Genomic DNA, 16,391 nt, shown 5'->3' on the forward strand with positions numbered 1-16,391 from the left:
TACTCAACCCTCCCGCGCCGCGGCTATTACCGCCGCGCAGATCCGTGCCACGTCCTCGTCCCCGGTGACGTACGGCGGCATCGTGTACACCAGGTCGCGGAACGGCCGCAGCCACACGCCGTCGCCGACCGCGGCCCGGGTCGCCGCCGCGATGTCCACCTCGTGGTCGAGTTGGACCACACCGATCGCGCCGAGCACGCGGACGTCCCGTACCCCCGCGACCGCCGCGGCGCCCGCCAGGCCCTCGCGCAGGCCCGTCTCGATCCGCTTGACCTCCAACGCCCAGTCCTGGCTGAGCAGCAGGTCGATGGAGGCGTTGGCGACGGCCGCCGCCAACGGGTTGCCCATGAACGTGGGGCCGTGGGCCAGCACCGGTACCTCACCGCGTGAGATGCCCTCGGCGACCCGTGCGGTGCACAGTGTCGCGGCCATCGTCAGATAGCCGCCGGTCAGCGCCTTGCCCAGGCACATCACATCGGGCGCGATCCCCGCGTGATCGGCCGCGAACAGCGTGCCCGTGCGGCCGAAGCCGGTGGCGATCTCGTCCAGCACCAGCAGCACGTCGTGCTCGTCGCACGCCTCGCGCAGCACCCGCAGATAGCCGGGAGAGTGGAAGCGCATCCCACCAGCCCCCTGTACCACGGGTTCCACGATCACCGCGGCCAACTCGTCGGCGTGCCGCGCGATCAACTCCCGCAGGTGCGCGGCGTACCGCGGGTCAGCCGGATCGTCGAAGCCGCCGGGTGGCGGGTCGGCGAAGACCTGCCGGGCGAGCACTCCGGACCACAGGTGGTGCATGCCACCGTCCGGGTCGCACACCGACATCGGCTGCCAGGTGTCCCCGTGATAGCCGCCCCGCCAGGTCAACAGCCGCCGCTTGCCCGGCCGTCCGCGCGACCGCCAGTACTGCAGGCACATCTTGACCGCGACCTCGACCGACACCGAACCGGAGTCGGCCAGAAAGACATGGCGCAACGGCTCAGGGGTGAGCTCCACCAGCCGGGCGGCCAGCCGGACGGCGGGCTCATGGGTGAGCCCGCCGAACATCACATGGCTCATCCGGTCCAGTTGGCCGCGCACCGCCTCGTTGAGCACCGGGTGGTTGTAGCCGTGGATGGCCGACCACCACGAGGACATCCCGTCCACCAACTCGGCGGTACCGCCCGCCGGATCGCTGACCCGCAGCCGTACACCGCTGGCCGACTCGACCAGGAGCGGTTCCGCGCGGCCGGGCATCGGGCCGTACGGGTGCCAGACGTGCTCCCGGTCGAGGGCCAGCAGTTCACGCACGGAGAGCGGCTCAGGCATTGGGCGGCAGGTCCGTGCCCGCGCCACGGCGGCGCACCGCGACCAGATCGGTACGGGCGGCCGCGGCGGGCGCCGCCACCGGCTCCGGCTCAACGCCGCACGGCCCGCAGGCGCTCTCGTGCGCACCGCACCCCTCGTGCGCGCCGGAAGCCGATCCGCACCCCGCGTCGGAAGCCGATCCGCACCCCGCGCCGGAGGCCGAGCCGCAGGCCGCGCCGGCGCGCCGGTGCTCGGGCAGCGTGGTGGTCTGCGCACCCTCCACCTCGAAGCCCGCGTCCGCGATCATCTCGAGGTCGGCCTGGCCCGCCTGCCCCTCACTGGTCAGGTAGTCGCCCAGGAAGATGGAGTTGACCAGGTGCAGCGCCAGCGGCTGGAGCGTGCGCAGATGGATCTCCCGGCCGCCCGCCAGCCGTACCTCCACGTCCGGGCAGACGAACCGGACCATCGCCAGGATGCGCAGGCACCGCTGCGGGGTCAGCGACCAATTCTCCCCGAGCGGAGTGCCCTCGAACGGGATGAGGAAGTTCACCGGTACGGAGTCCGGGTCCATTTCGCGCAGCGCGAAAACCACGTCCACCAGATCGGTGTCCGACTCACCCATTCCGGCGATCAGTCCGGAGCACGCCGACAGGCCCGCCTGCTGTGCCTGCCGGACGGTGTCCACCCGGTCGGAGAAGTCGTGCGTGGTGCAGATGTCGCCGTAGGTCGCCTCTGAGGTGTTGAGGTTGTGGTTGTAGGCGTCCGCTCCGGCCGCCCGCAGCCGCTCGGCCTGGCCGTCGGACAGCAGCCCGAGGCAGGCGCACACCTCCACGCCCTCGTGCTCGTTCTTGATGGCCTCGATGGTCTTGGAGACCCGCTCCACGTCCCGGTCGGTCGGACCGCGGCCGCTGGCCACCAGGCAGACCCGCTTGGCGCCGCCCGCGATCCCGGCGCCCGCGGCGTCCGCGGCCTCGCCCGGCTTCAGCCAGGTGTACTTGAGGATCTCGGCCTTGGAGCCGAGCCGCTGGGAGCAGTACGAGCAGTCCTCGGGGCACAGCCCGGACTTCAGGTTGACCAGGTAGTTCAGCTTCACCCGGCGTCCGAACCAGTGGCGGCGGACCTTTCCGGCCGCGGCCACCACGTCGAGCAGTTCATCGTCGGAGGTGGCCAGTACGGCCAGCGCCTCCTCGCGGGTCGGCAGTTCTCGCCGCAGCCCCTTGTCCACCAGCGTGTTCAGCAGGTCCATGGCGATGATCCTCGCCCAGCGGGCCACCAACGGCCAATGGCAAACCACACAACACCCACCGATCGACATGTGTGTATCACCACACCCCGGTCCGCACGGTTCACCCGCTAGGTTGCAGGGCGAACCGGGTGCGGCCCGGTACGCCCGCCCGAGCACCTGGACGACTGGACGAACATGCCCCGTGATCCGTTCGACTGGATCGACGCCCGCGCCGAGGACCGCCGCCGCGCCGGGCTGGTCCGAACGCTGCGCCCCCGCCCCGCCGAGTCGCGGTTGCTCGACCTGGCCAGCAACGACTACCTGGGGCTGGCCCGGCACCCCGAGGTCACGGATGCCGCCGCGCGGGCCGCGGTGCGGTGGGGCGCGGGCTCGACCGGGTCGCGGCTGGTGACCGGAACCACCGAGCTGCACGCCGAACTGGAGGCGGAGCTCGCCGCGTTCTGCGGCTTCGAGGCGGCCCTGGTCTTCGCCACCGGCTACGCCGCCAACCTCGCCGCGGTCACCGCGCTGTCCGCACCGGGATCGCTGATCGTCTCCGACGCCGCCAACCACGCCTCGCTGATCGACGGCTGCCGTCTGGCCCGCGCCGAGACCGTCGTCGTACCGCACCGCGATCCGGGGGCGTTCCACAAGGCGCTCGACGGGCACGGGGGTTTCGCGCTGGCCGTCACCGACTCGGTCTTCTCGGTCGACGGCGACGCCGCACCGCTGTCCCAACTGGCCGCCGTCTGCGCCGAGTCGGGCGCCGCGCTGCTGGTCGACGACGCGCACGGACTCGGGGTGCTGGGCGACGGCGGCCGGGGCGCGTTGGCCGCGGCGGGGCTGTCCGGCGCGCCCGGTGTGGTGTGCACGGTGACGTTGTCCAAGTCGTTGGGCAGCCAGGGGGGCGCGGTGCTCGGCCCGGCGCGGGTCATCGAGCATCTGGTCAACTCCGCACGGACGTTCATCTTCGACACCGGGCTCGCCCCCGCCTCGGCGGCCGGAGCGCTGGCCGCGCTGCGCCTGCTGCGCGGGGAGCCGGGCCGGGCGGCGCGCGCCCGCGCCGTCGCCCGGGAGTTGCACCGGCGGTTGACCGCCGCCGGGCTCGACTCGGCCGCGCCGGACGCCTGTGTGCTGTCGGTACGGGCGCCGCAGCCGCAGGCCGCGGTGCGGTGGGCCGCGGACTGCCGGGCGGCGGGGATCGCGGTCGGCTGCTTCCGTCCGCCGTCGGTGCCGGACGGGATCTCGCGGCTACGGCTCTCCGCCCGTGCGGATATGACGGAGAGTGAGATCACGGAAGCCTGCGAGGTGATCATCCGCACTGCTCCCGAGGGCTCGCGCTGAGTGCGCCCGTGACCCTCGACTGCGGTCATACCCAGCAGAGTTCACTGTTTTGAGGGACAGAGCAAAGCAGCGCTTGGCGGAGCAACCGGGTCGGCGGCAGCATGGATCGCACTCTGTGAAAAGCAACTGTCCGTAGTCGTGCCACTGACATATCCACGGTCGGTAGCGGCACGGGCAGTCCGCGATCGGAGTCCGAGCCGGCGGAAGAGGGACAGCGTCGCCATGGCAGACCAACAGGAAGCATCCGTCACCCTGCCGAGCGATCCAGCCTCGGTGACGGTGGCGCGTAGATACGTCACCGGGATCCTCGACGAGTGGGGGCTGCCGGACACCGCGCCCGCCTCCGACACGGTGCGGCTGATCGTCTCGGAGCTGGCGACCAACGCCGTACAGCACACCCTCGGCCAGTCGCCGACGTTCACCGTCGATCTGCTGCTCGACCGTGAGGAGCGGCTGCGGATCGGCGTCAGTGACAGCCATCCGCGCTGGCCGCAGCGGCTTCCGGCGGCGGTGCAGCAGGACAACGGACGGGGGATGTCCATCATCCGCTATCTCACCGCGGAGTCCGGCGGCCGGATGACCGTCGCGCCACGGCCGGAGGGCGGCAAGACCGTCTGGATCGCGCTGCCCTGGCGCGTACTGTCCGGCGACCGGGGCGAGTTACGGGACCAGGAGTGCGAACCCACCCGGTGACGGTACGCCTTGGAGACTCGCCGCCCGCTACGACCACGACGCCATGGCCGGTTGGCGTCGTGGGAGGAGACCGCTGGCCCGGGGCACCGCGGCGGGTGGTGACCGCCGCGGTCCCCGGGCCAGCGGCTCAGCGCACCCGGCCGTACCAGACGTGGCGGGTCCAGATCCTTTCCAGGCGCACTCGGGTGCCGGTCCTTGGGGCGTGCCAGATGCGGTTGTGCCCCGCGTAGACACCGACGTGGTAGACGTAGCCTCCGTGGTGGAAGAAGACCAGGTCGCCCGGGCGGCGGGCGCTGGCGGAGATGTGGCGGGTCCGGTGGTACTGGGCCGCCGCGGTTCTCGGCAGTATCCGGCCCGCCTTGCGGAAGGCGTAGGAGGTCAGGCCCGAGCAGTCGAAGCTGTACGGACCCGTGGCACCCCACCGGTACGGGGAGCCCTGCTTGGATGCGGCGATCTTCAGGGCTCTGATGGATACCGGGTTGGCGCTCGCCTGTTGGGTGAGCCCCGGGGCCACGATGGTTGCGGTCAGCGCGGCGGTGGCCAGTGCCACGGTCGCCGCGACGCGGGAGAGCAGAACGGACGGAATTGTCGGCGCACTCATGAGGCACCCCTTCTTCGTCGTCCGCCTACGAAGGGTGGCCTGTCGGGTTCGGGCTGGCGAAGTTGCCCGGCCGCCGCGGCGGCTTCACCCCAAGGGGCCGTCACCTTGTCGGAACGACCCCGTACTGCTTGGGTCCTCCGCTCCTGCCGTTGTGGTGTCGACTCGGCATCCAGGCGGCGGCAGGACTCGGCGTCCGCCCGGACCGCCCCGTCGCTGTGGCGGGGGCTTGTCGTCGCAGGGATCATTACCCATGAACTAGATCAAATCCGACCAGGAAATGCTCCGTTCGGGTTCTCTGTAGATCTGAGGAGGCCGAAACCAGGCCGCTGTCGACCTTTTCAGGACGATGGTCGGCGATAGCCCGTCAGAGTGGTCGGACGGGAATCGCGGGCAACCGGCAGCGCCGTTCGCCGTCCAGTACCCGTAGCGCTCGCACCAGGGCGGCGCCGTGCACCTCCAGCTCACCGCGCTCGTACATCAGCTCCAGCGCCTCGCGCAGTGCTTTCGCCGTGTTGACCAGCGCCTGAGCGGCGCGCAGCGCGGAGTATGTGTCGGTGCAGCGGGCAGGGTTGATGCGGCCCAGCAGGTCGACCGTCTCCAGATAGCGGTCCACCAGTGCGCCCTCCGCCCGGGTGAGTGCGGGCAGTCGCGGTAGTTCGGGGAGCACCGGCGCTCACCGCTCCCGCAGCGGCAGGGCCGACTTGCGGTCCTGGGTGAGGTGGTCCACCAGGCCGTACGCCACGGCGCTCGGGCCGTCCAGCACCGTGGCGCGCTCCAGGTCGTCCCGTACCCGGCCCAGCGGCTGGCCGGTGTGCTCGCAGAGCAGCTTCTCGGTCAACTCCCGTTGTCGGCCTACCTCGTTGGCCTGGATCTCCAGATCCGACGGCTGGCCGCGCACCGGCTCCGGAATGCCCGGCTGCTCCAGCAGTACCCGTGCCCCGGGCAGGGCGAGCCGCTTGCCCGGGGTGCCCGCGGCCAGCAGTACGGCCGCGGCGGAGCCCGCCTGGCCCAGGCAGACCGTCTGGATGTCGCAGGAGATGTACCGCATGGTGTCGTAGAGGGCGGACATGGCGGTGAACGATCCGCCGGGCGAGTTGATGTAGAGCTGGATGTCCTGTTCCGGCGCGGCGTGTTCCAGCTGCAGCAGCTGCGCCATCACGTCGTTGGCCGAGGTGTCGTCGATGGGCGCGCCGAGGAAGACCACCCGCTCGGAGAGCAGCTTGGAGTACGGGTCCATCGTGCGCAGGCCCTGTGCGGTGCGTTCGGTGAACTCCGGAAGAACATATCGGGCGGTCGGCCGGACCATGCTCCATGCCTCCATAAGGGCATACCTCCATAAGGGCGCCGCTGAGAACCGCTTCCCTTCGAGGGGCAGGGGCGGTCCATCTGTAAAAAATGTACAGGACGTACATCCCGTTATGATGGGAGCATGGCGCACGAAGTCCCGGTGACACAAGCCCGAGCCGAACTCGCGGAACTGATCAACCGCGTGGTCTACGGCGGTGAACGGGTCGTGGTGACCCGGCACGGAAAGCCGCTGGTCGCCCTGGTGTCCGCCGCTGACCTGCGACGACTCGAAGAGGGCGAGGAGCCGAACCAGGAGCGGGTGATCAGCACCGTCTCCACCCCGGTCCCCGGTGCGTCCGCCACCGGCGAACGCCGCCGCTTCGGCATCGCCGCCCAGCACACCGACCCCACGACGCACCGCCCTCACACCACCTGACCGCCCCGGAGCCGGTAGCGCGGCGTCCTTAACGCGGCGGAAACAGCGCCGAACCCGGGTCGTAACCGCCCTGCAAAATCCTGGGAACCGGCAGGTCAAGCGCGGCTTTCCGGGAGTTGCAGTGCCGGCGGCGCCGCTCTGCCAGAGGTGCTCGCGCCATGTGCCCGGGCCGGTCACCAGGTCAACTGTGAGGTGTGCATGCAACTGACTCCGCATGAGCAGGAGCGCTTGCTGATCCATGTCGCCGCCGATGTGGCGGAGCGGCGACGGGCACGAGGGCTGAAGCTGAACCACCCCGAGGCCGTCGCGCTGATCACCTCGCACGTCCTGGAAGGCGCCAGGGACGGCAACACGGTGGCCGAACTGATGGCCTCCGGCCGCAAGGTGCTCACCCGGGACGAGGTGATGGACGGCATCCCCGAGATGCTGCACTCGGTACAGGTCGAGGCCACCTTCCCGGACGGCACCAAGCTGGTCACCGTGCACGACCCGATCGTCTGAACAGGCTGACAGGACACGTCACTTGATGATCCCCGGAGAGCTGCTCCTCGCCGACGAACCGGTGACCCTCAACGAGGGCAGGCCGGTCACCCGGCTCACCGTGCTCAACACCGGCGACCGACCGGTACAAGTCGGCTCGCATTACCACTTCGCCGAGGCCAATCCCGCACTGCGCTTTGACCGGGCCGCCGCACACGGACTGCGCCTGGGAGTCGCCGCGGGCACCGCCGTGCGCTTCGAGCCTGGCATTCCGGTCGAGGTCGATCTGGTGCCCATCGCGGGCGCCCGGATCGTCGCCGGGCTGCGCGGGCAGACGGCGGGGGCGCTGGATGACTGAGTCCGTGCACCAGCCGGTCCGGCTGGCCCGTGCCGCATACGCCGATCTGTTCGGCCCCACCACCGGCGACCGCATCCGGCTCGCCGACACCAGCCTGCTGATCGAGATCGAACGCGACCTGTCCGGCGGACCCGGCAACTGCGGGGACGAGGCGGTCTTCGGCGGCGGCAAGGTGATCCGCGAGTCGATGGGGCAGTCCAGGGTCACCAGGGCGCAGGGCGCGCCGGACACCGTGATCACCGGTGCGGTGATCCTCGACCACTGGGGGATCATCAAGGCCGATATCGGTATCCGCGACGGACGGATATCGGCCATCGGTAAGGCCGGTAATCCGGACACCATGGACGGTGTTCATCCGGGACTGGTCATCGGACCAGAGACCGAGATCATCGCGGGCAACGGCAGGATCATCACCGCGGGCGCCATCGACGCCCATGTGCACTTCATCTGCCCGCAGTTGGTCGACGAGGCGCTGTCCTCCGGAGTGACCACCCTGGTCGGCGGCGGCACCGGCCCCGCCGAGGGCAGCAAGGCCACCACCATCACCCCCGGCGCCTGGCACCTTGAGCGGATGTTCCAGGCGCTGGACGGCTCGCCGGTCAACATCGGCCTGCTGGGCAAGGGCAACACGGTCAGCACCGAGTCGATGCACGACCAACTGCGCGCCGGAGTGGTGGGCTTCAAGGTGCACGAGGACTGGGGCGCCACCCCCGCGGTCATCGACGCGTGCCTGACGGTCTGCGAGGCGAGCGGCGCCCAACTCGCCATCCACACCGACACCCTGAACGAGGCCGGGTTCGTGGAGGACACCCTGGCCGCCATCGCCGGGCGCGGTATCCACGCCTACCACACCGAGGGTGCGGGCGGTGGACACGCACCGGACATCATCACGGTGGTCTCCCGGCCGAACGTGCTGCCCTCCTCGACCAATCCGACCCGCCCGCACACCGTCAACACCGTTGAGGAACACCTCGACATGCTGATGGTCTGCCACCACCTCAACCCGGCGGTGCCCGAGGACCTCGCCTTCGCCGAGTCCCGTATCCGGCCGTCCACCATCGCCGCCGAGGATGTACTGCACGACCTCGGTGCGATATCCATCATCTCCTCGGACTCCCAGGCGATGGGCCGGATCGGCGAGGTCGTGCTGCGCACATGGCAGACCGCTCATGTGATGAAGGAGCGCCGGGGCGCGCTGCCGGGCGACGGCCGGGCGGACAACCACCGGGCTCGCCGCTATGTCGCCAAGTACACCATCAACCCGGCCGTCGCCCAGGGGCTCGACGGTGAGATCGGCTCGGTCGAGGAGGGCAAGCTCGCCGATCTGGTGCTGTGGGAGCCCGCGTTCTTCGGCGTGCGACCGCAACTGGTGATCAAGGGCGGCCAGATCGCGTACGCGCAGATGGGCGACGCCAACGCCTCCATCCCGACCCCGCAACCGCTGCTGCCGCGGCCGATGTTCGGCGCCACCGGCCGAGCGCCCGGCGGCAACTCGGTCAACTTCGCGACCTCCTCGGCGCTGGACGCGGGACTCGCCGACCGGCTGGAGCTCGGCAAGAGGTTCACCGCCATCCGCAGCACGCGTCCCGTCACCAAGGCGGACATGCGGGAGAACGACGCGCTGCCCCGGGTGGAGGTCGACCCCGACTCCTTCACGGTGCGCATCGACGGCGAGGTCATCGATCCCGCTCCGGCCGCCCAACTGCCCATGACCCAGCGCTACTTCCTGTTCTGAGGCGCGAGGTCACGGCATGACGACCACCACGGCCACCCGCGCGGCGCTGCTGGTCCTCGCCGACGGTCGCTTCCCGGCGGGCGGACACGCCCACTCCGGAGGCGCCGAGGCGGCGATCGCGGCCGGACGGGTGTCGGACCCGGCGTCCCTGGAGGCGTTCTGCCGGGGGCGGTTGGGCACCGCCGGACTGGTGGCCGCGGCACTGGCCGCCGCCGCGGCGGCCGGGGCGAATCCGCTGCTGCTGGACGAGGCGGCCGATGCCCGCACCCCCTCGCCCGCGCTGCGGATGACCGCCCGCAAGCTCGGCCGCCAGATGATGCGGGCGGCGCGCGCCTGCTGGCCCTCGCCCGCGCTGGACGCGTTGGCGGCGGCCCGGCCGCGCGGCGCCCACCAGCCGGTGGTCCTCGGCCTCGCCGCCGCCGCGGCCGGGCTCGGGCCGCTGGACGCGGCGCATGCGGCGGCCTACGAGGCGGTCAGCGGACCGGCGACGGCGGCGGTCCGGCTGCTCAGCCTCGATCCATTCGACGCCACCGCGGTACTCGCCCGGCTCGCCCCCGAACTGGACCGGGTAGCCGAACTGGCCGTGGCGGCAGCCGAGTCGGCGCTCGACGACCTCGACGCGCTACCGGCCGCCTCCGCGCCGCTGCTGGAGATCGCGGCGGAAGCGCACGCCGCCTGGCCCGTGCGCCTCTTCGCCTCCTAGCCGACCCCCGTCCCCGACCGCCCGGAGCCGACCATGCACCTGGACCACCCCGAGACCTACCCCCAGCGGTATGCCGCCGCCCCGTCAAGGCAGCGCCGCGCGCCCACGCCGTCGAGCGCGCCCACCACCCGCCCCGACGGCACCCGCCGGGCGCTGCGGATCGGGCTGGGCGGACCGGTCGGTTCCGGGAAGACGGCGACCGTGGCCGCGATCTGCCGCCAATTGCGGGAGGAGTTGTCCATCGCGGTGGTCACCAACGACATCTACACCCGGGAGGACGCCGAGTTCCTGCTGCGCAACGCGGTTCTGCCGGCTGAGCGGATCAGCGCGGTGGAGACCGGGGCCTGCCCGCACACCGCCATCAGGGACGACATCTCCGCCAACCTCGAAGCCGTGGAGGACTTGGAGGAGAGCGTCGGCCCGTTGGACCTGGTGCTGGTCGAGTCCGGCGGCGACAACCTCACCGCCACCTTCTCCAAGGGGCTGGTGGACGCGCAGATCTTCGTGATCGACGTGGCGGGCGGTGACAAGATCCCGCGCAAGGGCGGCCCGGGGGTCTCCACCGCCGATCTGCTCGTGGTCAACAAGACCGACCTGGCCCCACTGGTCGGCGCCGATCTGGAGGTGATGGCACGGGACGCCAGGGCGCAGCGCGGCGAACTGCCGGTCACCTTCACCGCGTTGACCGAACCGGACGGAATCGCCCCGGTCGTCGCCTGGGTCCGCGAGCGGCTCGCCTGCTGGACCGCGGCGGCATGACCGCCGTCGCACCAGCCCCGGCGGCGTCCTGCGGGGTACGTGCCGCCGCGCGGATCGTGGCCGCACCGGACGGCCGCGGCGGCACGGCGCTGCCGGTGCTGCACGGCGAGGGGCCGCTGGTGCCGCGCCGCACCCGGGCCGCCCGGGCGGATACCGCCCAGGTCACGGTGGTCGGGGCGATGAGCGCGCCGCTGGGCGGCGACCATCTCCGGCTGGACGCGCGGGTGCTGCCCGGCGCGCGGCTGGCGGTGGGCTCGGCGGCGGCCACGGTGTCGCTGCCGGGGCGGGACGGGGCGCGCGCCCGGTACGACGTGCGGCTGGCGGTGGACGAGGGCGCGGAGCTGCGCTGGTTGCCGGAGCCGTTGATCGCGGCGGCCGGGAGCGATCTGGCGATGACCACCAGGGTGGAGCTTGCCGAGGGCGCCCGGCTGGTACTGCGAGAGGAGTTGGTGCTGGGCCGGGCGGGGGAGCGGCCGGGGCGGCTGGTGAGCAGGCTGACCGTCCGGCGGGGCGGCCGGGCGCTGCTCGACCAGGAGGTGGCCCTTGGACCCGGGGTGCCCGGTTGGTCGGGGCCCGCGGTGCTCGACCGGTACCGGGCGATGGGTCAACTCCTCATCGCTGACCCGTGGTTCGAGGAGCACGCCCCGGGGGTGGTGGCGCTGGCGTCGGACCCGGCCGAGGGAGAGGCGGTGCTCACCCCGCTTGCCGGACCGGCCGTTCTGGTGACCGCGTTGGGCCGGGACGCCCTGACGGTGCGGCGGCTGCTGAACGCGGGGCAGCGAGCGGCGGCGCCCCCGGCGGGCTAAGCGGCCTCCGCGATGCCGGGCACGCTTCCGCTACGCCAGGCGGCGGTGCATGGTGGTGGCGGTGGCCCAACCCGCAGGTCAGCCGTTACAAAATGGTAAAGAAATCTCGGGAATATCTGTGCGGATGCTCTGAACGGACGCGAAGATCCCCGTGGAGCTGCTTGATCGTTGCCGCTGACCGTGGCACCGAAGCAGAGAGGGGAAATTCCTTGAAACGCATTGCCGTGCTCGGCGCCACCGGCGCCCTGCTCGCGGGCACCATCGCGGCGGCCCCCGTGGCCACCGCCGGAGACCGGACGGCGGGCGGTGCCGCCCAGGGTGTGAGTGCCGAGGCGCGCGGGGTGGGCGTCGCGGCCGCGCGGGCCGCGAAGGCTGGTGTCCACTGGACCGACTGCCCGACAGCCTGGGGTTTGAAGTCGCCCATCCAGTGCGGGTACGTGACGGTTCCGATCGACTACGCCAGGCCCGACGGACCGTCCATCAGGCTCGCGGTGGACCGGGTCCGCAGCACCGGGACCCCGGCGCGGCGGCAGGGCTCGCTGCTGTACAACCCGGGCGGACCGGGTGGCTCCGGCATGAAGTTCCCCACCCGGGTGACCAGCAAGAACCCGCTGTGGACCAAGATGGCCCAGGCGTATGACTTCGTGGGCTTCGACCCGCGCGGAGTCGGCCACTCCGCGCCGATCAGCTGCGAGGACCCGCGCGCGTTCGTCAAGGCCCCCAAGGCCGACCCGGTCCCCGGTGACGCTGCGGACAAGCGGGCGCAGCGCAAGCTCGCCAAGGAGTACGCGGACGGGTGCGCGCAGCGCAGCGGGGCGCTGCTGCGTTATATGACGACGCCCGACACCGCCCGCGACATGGATGTCATCCGTGCCGCGCTCGGTGAGAAGAAGCTCAACTACCTTGGCGTTTCCTACGGCACGTACCTGGGCGCGGTCTACGCCACGCTGTTCCCGACCCATGTGCGCCGGCTCCTGGTGGACAGCGTCGTCAACCCCGACCAGAAGGACATCTGGTACCAGAACAACCTGAACCAGGATGTGGCCTTCGAGGGGCGGTGGAAGGACTTCGAGAGCTGGGTCGCCCGGTACGACAGCGTGTACCACCTGGGCGGCACCCGGGCCAAGGTCCAGCAGCAGTGGCTGGGGCTGCGCGCCACCGCCAAGCGCCGGCCGATCGGCGGTGTGGTCGGCCCCGCCGAACTGATCGCCTTCTTCCAGAACGCCCCGTACTTCGACCAGTCCTGGCCGATCATCGCCGACGCGTGGAGCAAGTATGCCGCTGGTGACGCCAAGCCGCTGATCAAGGCGGCGGGTCCGGACTACTCGAACGCGGCGACGGCGGAGAACTCCAACGCCGTCTACACCGCCGTGGAGTGCAACGACGCCCACTGGCCCACCAGTTGGGAGCGCTGGGACCGGGACAACACCGCGCTGAACGCCAGGTACCCGTTCATGACGTGGGACAACGCGTGGATGAACCTGCCGTGCGCCACCTGGACGCAGCCGCAGCACACCCCGGTCGACGTCCGCTCGCACCAGGGGCTGCCCAACGTGCTGATCGTGCAGAGCACACGTGACGCGGCGACCCCGTACGCGGGTGCGGTGGAACTGCACCGCAGGCTGCGCGGCTCGGAGCTGATCACCGAGCGGGCCGCGGGCTCGCACGGTGTGACGGGCCTGGTGAACCCGTGCGTCAACGACCGGGTGACCGCCTACTTCGTGGACGGTCGGCTCGACGGTCACGACGTGGTCTGCGGCCCGCACGCCGCGCCGGTGCCGAACGGCAAGTGACGCCGGTCAGTCACGGTGCCGCGTTCCTGGAGCAGGAGCGCGGCACCGTGCTGTTGACCGCGATCGGTCGGACCGCGGCCCGGGGCACGGTGCGGCGGGGGACGTGACAGCCGTATTGCCAGGCTCGGCTATCGCGATATAACGTGAGTGTCGTCATGGTCCGCGCACGCCGTGGAAAAGGATGTCCTGATGTCCGCGTCAGCCCCCGTACCCGCACCGCAACCCGCCAGGCTGGCCAAGTCCTCCGGTGCCGCGCCCGACCTGCGCGCCTCCGATGAGGAGCGCGACCGGGTGGCCGCCATCCTCGCGGACGCGCTGGCCACCGGACGCCTGGCGCCCGAGGAGCACGCCGAGCGCCTTGAGGCGGTGTACGCCTCCCGTACCGTCGGCGAACTCGCGCCGATCACCCGGGACCTGCCCGAGCCCGCCACCGAACCGGCGCCCGCGGCACACCTGGACGCCGCGCCGGTCAAGGCGGTGTTCAGCAAGATCCGCCGTGGCGGCCAGTGGCCGGTACCGCCGCGCACCGAGGTCCGCTCCACCTTCGGCGCCGCGGTGATCGACCTGCGGCACGCCGTCTTCACCCGGCGCGAGGTGGTCATCGACGCCCGTTCGTTCTGCGGCAAGATCGAGGTCCTGGTACCGGACAACGCCCGGGTCTACGACACCGGTACCGCCCTGTTCGGCAAGCGCTCGCTGCCCGGCGGCAAGGGGGCGCAGGACGAGGAGGGGCCGGTCATCCGGATCAACGGCCGATCGGTCCTCGGGCATCTGCGGGTCGTGCGCGGCGGCTTCAAGCAGTACTGGCGCGACTTCCGCGACGCCTGGAAGTCAGGGGCGTAGGGCGGCCAGCCAGCGGTCCTCCGCCGCGTAGTCGAACAACTGCGGGTAGCTGCCGGCCAGTCGCGGGAAGACCGTGCGCCAGTCCCCGTCGCCCAGCGCGCGCACCGTCCACTCGACCGTGGACGGGAGCGAGTCCAGGTACGTGGTCACCGGGCGGTAGCCCAACTCCCGTTCGGCCGCGGACATGTCGAGCACCATGGGATACGGCGTCGACCACGGTGTGCCGCCCACGTTCTGAGATGTGGCCGGACCGTCCATGAGGACCGTCTCGCAGACGGTGCCCAGCACCGCGTCGACCGCCGAGCCGATCTCGGCCACGGTCGGCGGGTGCGGGTCGCCCGCGTTCAGCACCCGCGAACCGGGTCTGCTGGCGGCCAGTCGCACCAACTCGGCGATGTTGGAGGTGTGGACGGTGTGGAAACGGCTCTCGCCGCGGTACGCCAGCACACGCACCGGCCGGTGGTCCAGGGCCCGTTGGATGAAGTACAGCTCGCGCGGGAGCCGGTTGTACCGGCCGTGGACCGCGCCCGCGCGCAGCAGCGTCGTCGGCAACTGGCCGCCCGCCGCCAGTAGTCGGCCCTCCAGCGCGGCCTTGCGCGTCGCGTAGCTTCGCTCGCCGGGCGCCACCGTGCGCTGCGTCTCCGGCACCGGCACCGGATAGCGCGGGAAGCCGTCCGGTTCCTCCTGGGTGTCGAAGCCGCGGCCGCGCTCGTCCTCGTACACCGCCGCGCTGGAGATGACGACCGCCGAGCCGATCCGGTCCGCGATCCCGATGAGCTGTGCCGCGTCGCGTGTTCCGTAGGCCACGCAGTCGACGAGCACGTCGCACCCGTCGCCCAGCGCCGCCGTCAGCGCCTCGGTGTCCGTCCGGTCGAGCGCCAGCGGCTCCACATCGTCCGGCCAGGTCTCGTCGCGCTGGCCGTGCAGCGAGGCGGCGCGCACCCGCCAGCCGTCCTCGGCGAGCACCCGGACGGCGGTCCGGCCGATCTGCCCCATGGCCCCGATCACGAACACGTCTGCGGTCATGGCAGGGACGGTACGCGGATCGGCGGCCGCATCAACCGCTGTTCGCCGAACGCGGATTACGCGGGCTTGCGCAGATGGTGGGAACCGCTGTGCGCCAACTCGGCCTTCACATCAGGGGCGTAGCGGTCCACGTACTCCTGGCCGGACAGTTCCATGATCGCGTACATGATCTCGTCGACGATCGAGCGCAGCACGTACCGGTCGTGCTCCATCCCCTCGAACCGGGAGAAGTCCAGCGGCCTGCCGAACCGTATCGTCACCCGGCGGATCCTCGGCACCAGCCGTCCCGGCGGCTGGATCTCGAAGGTGCCGATCATCGCGCACGGCACCACCGGTGCATGCGCCTTGAGCGCCATCACCGCAACGCCGGTGCGCCCCTTGTAGAGCCGTCCGTCGTGCGAGCGGGTGCCCTCGGGGTAGACGCCCATGAGCTCACCGCGCTCCAGCACCGCGAGCGCCTCCTCCACCGCCGGGCGCGCCGCCTTGCCGCCGGTGCGGTCCACCGGGATCTGGCCCGCGCTGCGGAAGAACGAGGCGATCAGCGCGCCCTTCAGACCGGGGCCGGTGAAGTACTCCTGTTTGGCGAGGAAGGTGATCCGGCGCGGCAGCACCGCGGGCATCAGGAAGTGGTCGGAGAAGGAGAGGTGGTTGCCCGCGATGATCGCCGGACCCTCCTGCGGAATGTTCTCCAACCCTTCGATACGCGGCCGGAACAGCAGCTTCAGCAGCGGCCCGAGCACCACGTACTTCAGCACGTAATAGAACACTGCGGACGCCTCCTCAGGTCCGCCGGGTCAGTGCGGTGCCCGCGGTCAGCAGCCCCAGCACCACCCAGCCGAACCACAACCACCCGTTGCTGCCCAGCGCCACGGTGTACGCGGTGACCAGCACCAGGACCACCAACGTGCACACCGTCATCGCCTTCGCGGATCCCGGCATCGCCCCAGCCACCTCCACAAGACCATCGTCGCCCCGCGGCGGTCCCCACCGCTACGGGGCGACGACGACGTAAAGC

Annotated in this window: 19 protein-coding genes and 1 riboswitch; of the genes, 11 read left to right on the top strand and 8 right to left on the bottom strand. The window is 71.3% G+C overall.

Annotation, left to right across the window (positions count from 1 at the left end; all coding sequences use genetic code 11):
* Positions 1-3: 3 nt before the first annotated feature.
* Complete coding sequence (locus NON19_RS00740; RefSeq protein ID WP_255924530.1) at positions 4-1,308, bottom strand: adenosylmethionine--8-amino-7-oxononanoate transaminase; 1,305 nt, start codon at positions 1,306-1,308, stop codon at positions 4-6.
* Positions 1,301-2,533 (bottom strand): biotin synthase BioB, encoded by a 1,233-nt coding sequence (bioB, locus tag NON19_RS00745; RefSeq protein WP_255924531.1) that lies wholly within the window; start codon positions 2,531-2,533, stop codon positions 1,301-1,303. Before bioB ends, NON19_RS00740 begins: the two co-directional genes overlap by 8 nt.
* Before the next feature lie 174 nt (positions 2,534-2,707).
* Between bioB and NON19_RS00750 the strand changes: the two genes are divergently transcribed.
* Positions 2,708-3,856 (top strand): 8-amino-7-oxononanoate synthase, encoded by a 1,149-nt coding sequence (locus NON19_RS00750; protein WP_255924532.1) that lies wholly within the window; start codon positions 2,708-2,710, stop codon positions 3,854-3,856.
* 222 nt (positions 3,857-4,078) lie between these two features.
* Positions 4,079-4,549, top strand: coding sequence for an ATP-binding protein (locus NON19_RS00755; protein ID WP_255924533.1), 471 nt, complete (start codon positions 4,079-4,081; stop codon positions 4,547-4,549).
* A gap of 127 nt (positions 4,550-4,676) precedes the next feature.
* Here NON19_RS00755 and NON19_RS00760 read toward each other — a convergent pair whose 3' ends face one another.
* From NON19_RS00760 to NON19_RS00770, 3 genes are all read right to left on the bottom strand, one after another.
* Complete coding sequence (locus tag NON19_RS00760; RefSeq protein ID WP_255924534.1) at positions 4,677-5,150, bottom strand: C40 family peptidase; 474 nt, start codon at positions 5,148-5,150, stop codon at positions 4,677-4,679.
* 7 nt (positions 5,151-5,157) lie between these two features.
* Positions 5,158-5,328, bottom strand: a riboswitch (cyclic di-AMP (ydaO/yuaA leader).
* A 186-nt stretch (positions 5,329-5,514) separates the two neighbouring features.
* Positions 5,515-5,817 (bottom strand): hypothetical protein, encoded by a 303-nt coding sequence (locus NON19_RS00765; protein WP_255924535.1) that lies wholly within the window; start codon positions 5,815-5,817, stop codon positions 5,515-5,517.
* Positions 5,818-5,823: 6 nt separating this feature from the next.
* On the bottom strand, positions 5,824-6,456 hold the full coding sequence (locus tag NON19_RS00770; RefSeq protein WP_255924536.1) for an ATP-dependent Clp protease proteolytic subunit: 633 nt from the start codon (positions 6,454-6,456) through the stop codon (positions 5,824-5,826).
* Positions 6,457-6,579: 123 nt separating this feature from the next.
* Here NON19_RS00770 and NON19_RS00775 point away from each other — a divergent pair, with 123 nt between their 5' ends.
* The 9 genes from NON19_RS00775 to NON19_RS00815 all read left to right on the top strand — a co-directional run bounded on the left by NON19_RS00775 (position 6,580) and on the right by NON19_RS00815 (position 14,350).
* Positions 6,580-6,873, top strand: a complete 294-nt coding sequence (locus NON19_RS00775; RefSeq protein ID WP_255924537.1) for a type II toxin-antitoxin system Phd/YefM family antitoxin — start codon at positions 6,580-6,582, stop codon at positions 6,871-6,873.
* 198 nt (positions 6,874-7,071) lie between these two features.
* Entirely contained in the window at positions 7,072-7,374 is a 303-nt protein-coding gene (locus tag NON19_RS00780) for an urease subunit gamma (protein WP_255924538.1), read from the top strand.
* A gap of 25 nt (positions 7,375-7,399) precedes the next feature.
* Complete coding sequence (locus NON19_RS00785; protein ID WP_255924539.1) at positions 7,400-7,711, top strand: urease subunit beta; 312 nt, start codon at positions 7,400-7,402, stop codon at positions 7,709-7,711.
* Complete coding sequence (locus NON19_RS00790; protein ID WP_255924540.1) at positions 7,704-9,446, top strand: urease subunit alpha; 1,743 nt, start codon at positions 7,704-7,706, stop codon at positions 9,444-9,446. The genes NON19_RS00785 and NON19_RS00790 overlap by 8 nt, the downstream gene beginning before the upstream one ends.
* A 16-nt stretch (positions 9,447-9,462) precedes the next feature.
* Positions 9,463-10,149 (top strand): urease accessory protein UreF, encoded by a 687-nt coding sequence (locus NON19_RS00795; RefSeq protein WP_255924541.1) that lies wholly within the window; start codon positions 9,463-9,465, stop codon positions 10,147-10,149.
* Positions 10,150-10,182: 33 nt separating this feature from the next.
* Positions 10,183-10,908 carry an urease accessory protein UreG gene (gene ureG, locus NON19_RS00800; RefSeq protein WP_255924542.1) on the top strand — a complete coding sequence of 242 codons (726 nt, stop codon included), beginning with the start codon at positions 10,183-10,185 and terminating at the stop codon, positions 10,906-10,908.
* Complete coding sequence (locus NON19_RS00805; RefSeq protein ID WP_255924543.1) at positions 10,905-11,714, top strand: urease accessory protein UreD; 810 nt, start codon at positions 10,905-10,907, stop codon at positions 11,712-11,714. Before ureG ends, NON19_RS00805 begins: the two co-directional genes overlap by 4 nt.
* Before the next feature lie 209 nt (positions 11,715-11,923).
* Complete coding sequence (locus tag NON19_RS00810; RefSeq protein ID WP_255924544.1) at positions 11,924-13,507, top strand: alpha/beta hydrolase; 1,584 nt, start codon at positions 11,924-11,926, stop codon at positions 13,505-13,507.
* 189 nt (positions 13,508-13,696) lie between these two features.
* Positions 13,697-14,350, top strand: coding sequence for a DUF1707 SHOCT-like domain-containing protein (locus tag NON19_RS00815; protein ID WP_255924545.1), 654 nt, complete (start codon positions 13,697-13,699; stop codon positions 14,348-14,350).
* Here the strand turns inward: NON19_RS00815 and NON19_RS00820 are convergent.
* The 3 genes from NON19_RS00820 to NON19_RS00830 are packed head-to-tail and all read right to left on the bottom strand — an operon-like array spanning position 14,339 to position 16,315.
* Complete coding sequence (locus tag NON19_RS00820) at positions 14,339-15,376, bottom strand: NAD-dependent epimerase/dehydratase family protein (RefSeq protein WP_255924546.1); 1,038 nt, start codon at positions 15,374-15,376, stop codon at positions 14,339-14,341. The two genes, NON19_RS00815 and NON19_RS00820, sit on opposite strands and share 12 nt — an antisense overlap.
* 56 nt (positions 15,377-15,432) lie before the next feature.
* The gene (locus tag NON19_RS00825; protein ID WP_255924547.1) at positions 15,433-16,143 is read right to left on the bottom strand and encodes a lysophospholipid acyltransferase family protein; all 711 of its coding nucleotides are present in this window, start codon (positions 16,141-16,143) and stop codon (positions 15,433-15,435) included.
* Between the two features lie 13 nt (positions 16,144-16,156).
* The gene (locus NON19_RS00830) at positions 16,157-16,315 is read right to left on the bottom strand and encodes a hypothetical protein (protein ID WP_255924548.1); all 159 of its coding nucleotides are present in this window, start codon (positions 16,313-16,315) and stop codon (positions 16,157-16,159) included.
* Between the last annotated feature and the right edge of the window lie 76 nt (positions 16,316-16,391).

Origin of the sequence: Streptantibioticus rubrisoli (assembly GCF_024436055.1) — a bacterium.
Lineage (GTDB): Bacteria > Actinomycetota > Actinomycetes > Streptomycetales > Streptomycetaceae > Streptantibioticus_A > Streptantibioticus_A rubrisoli.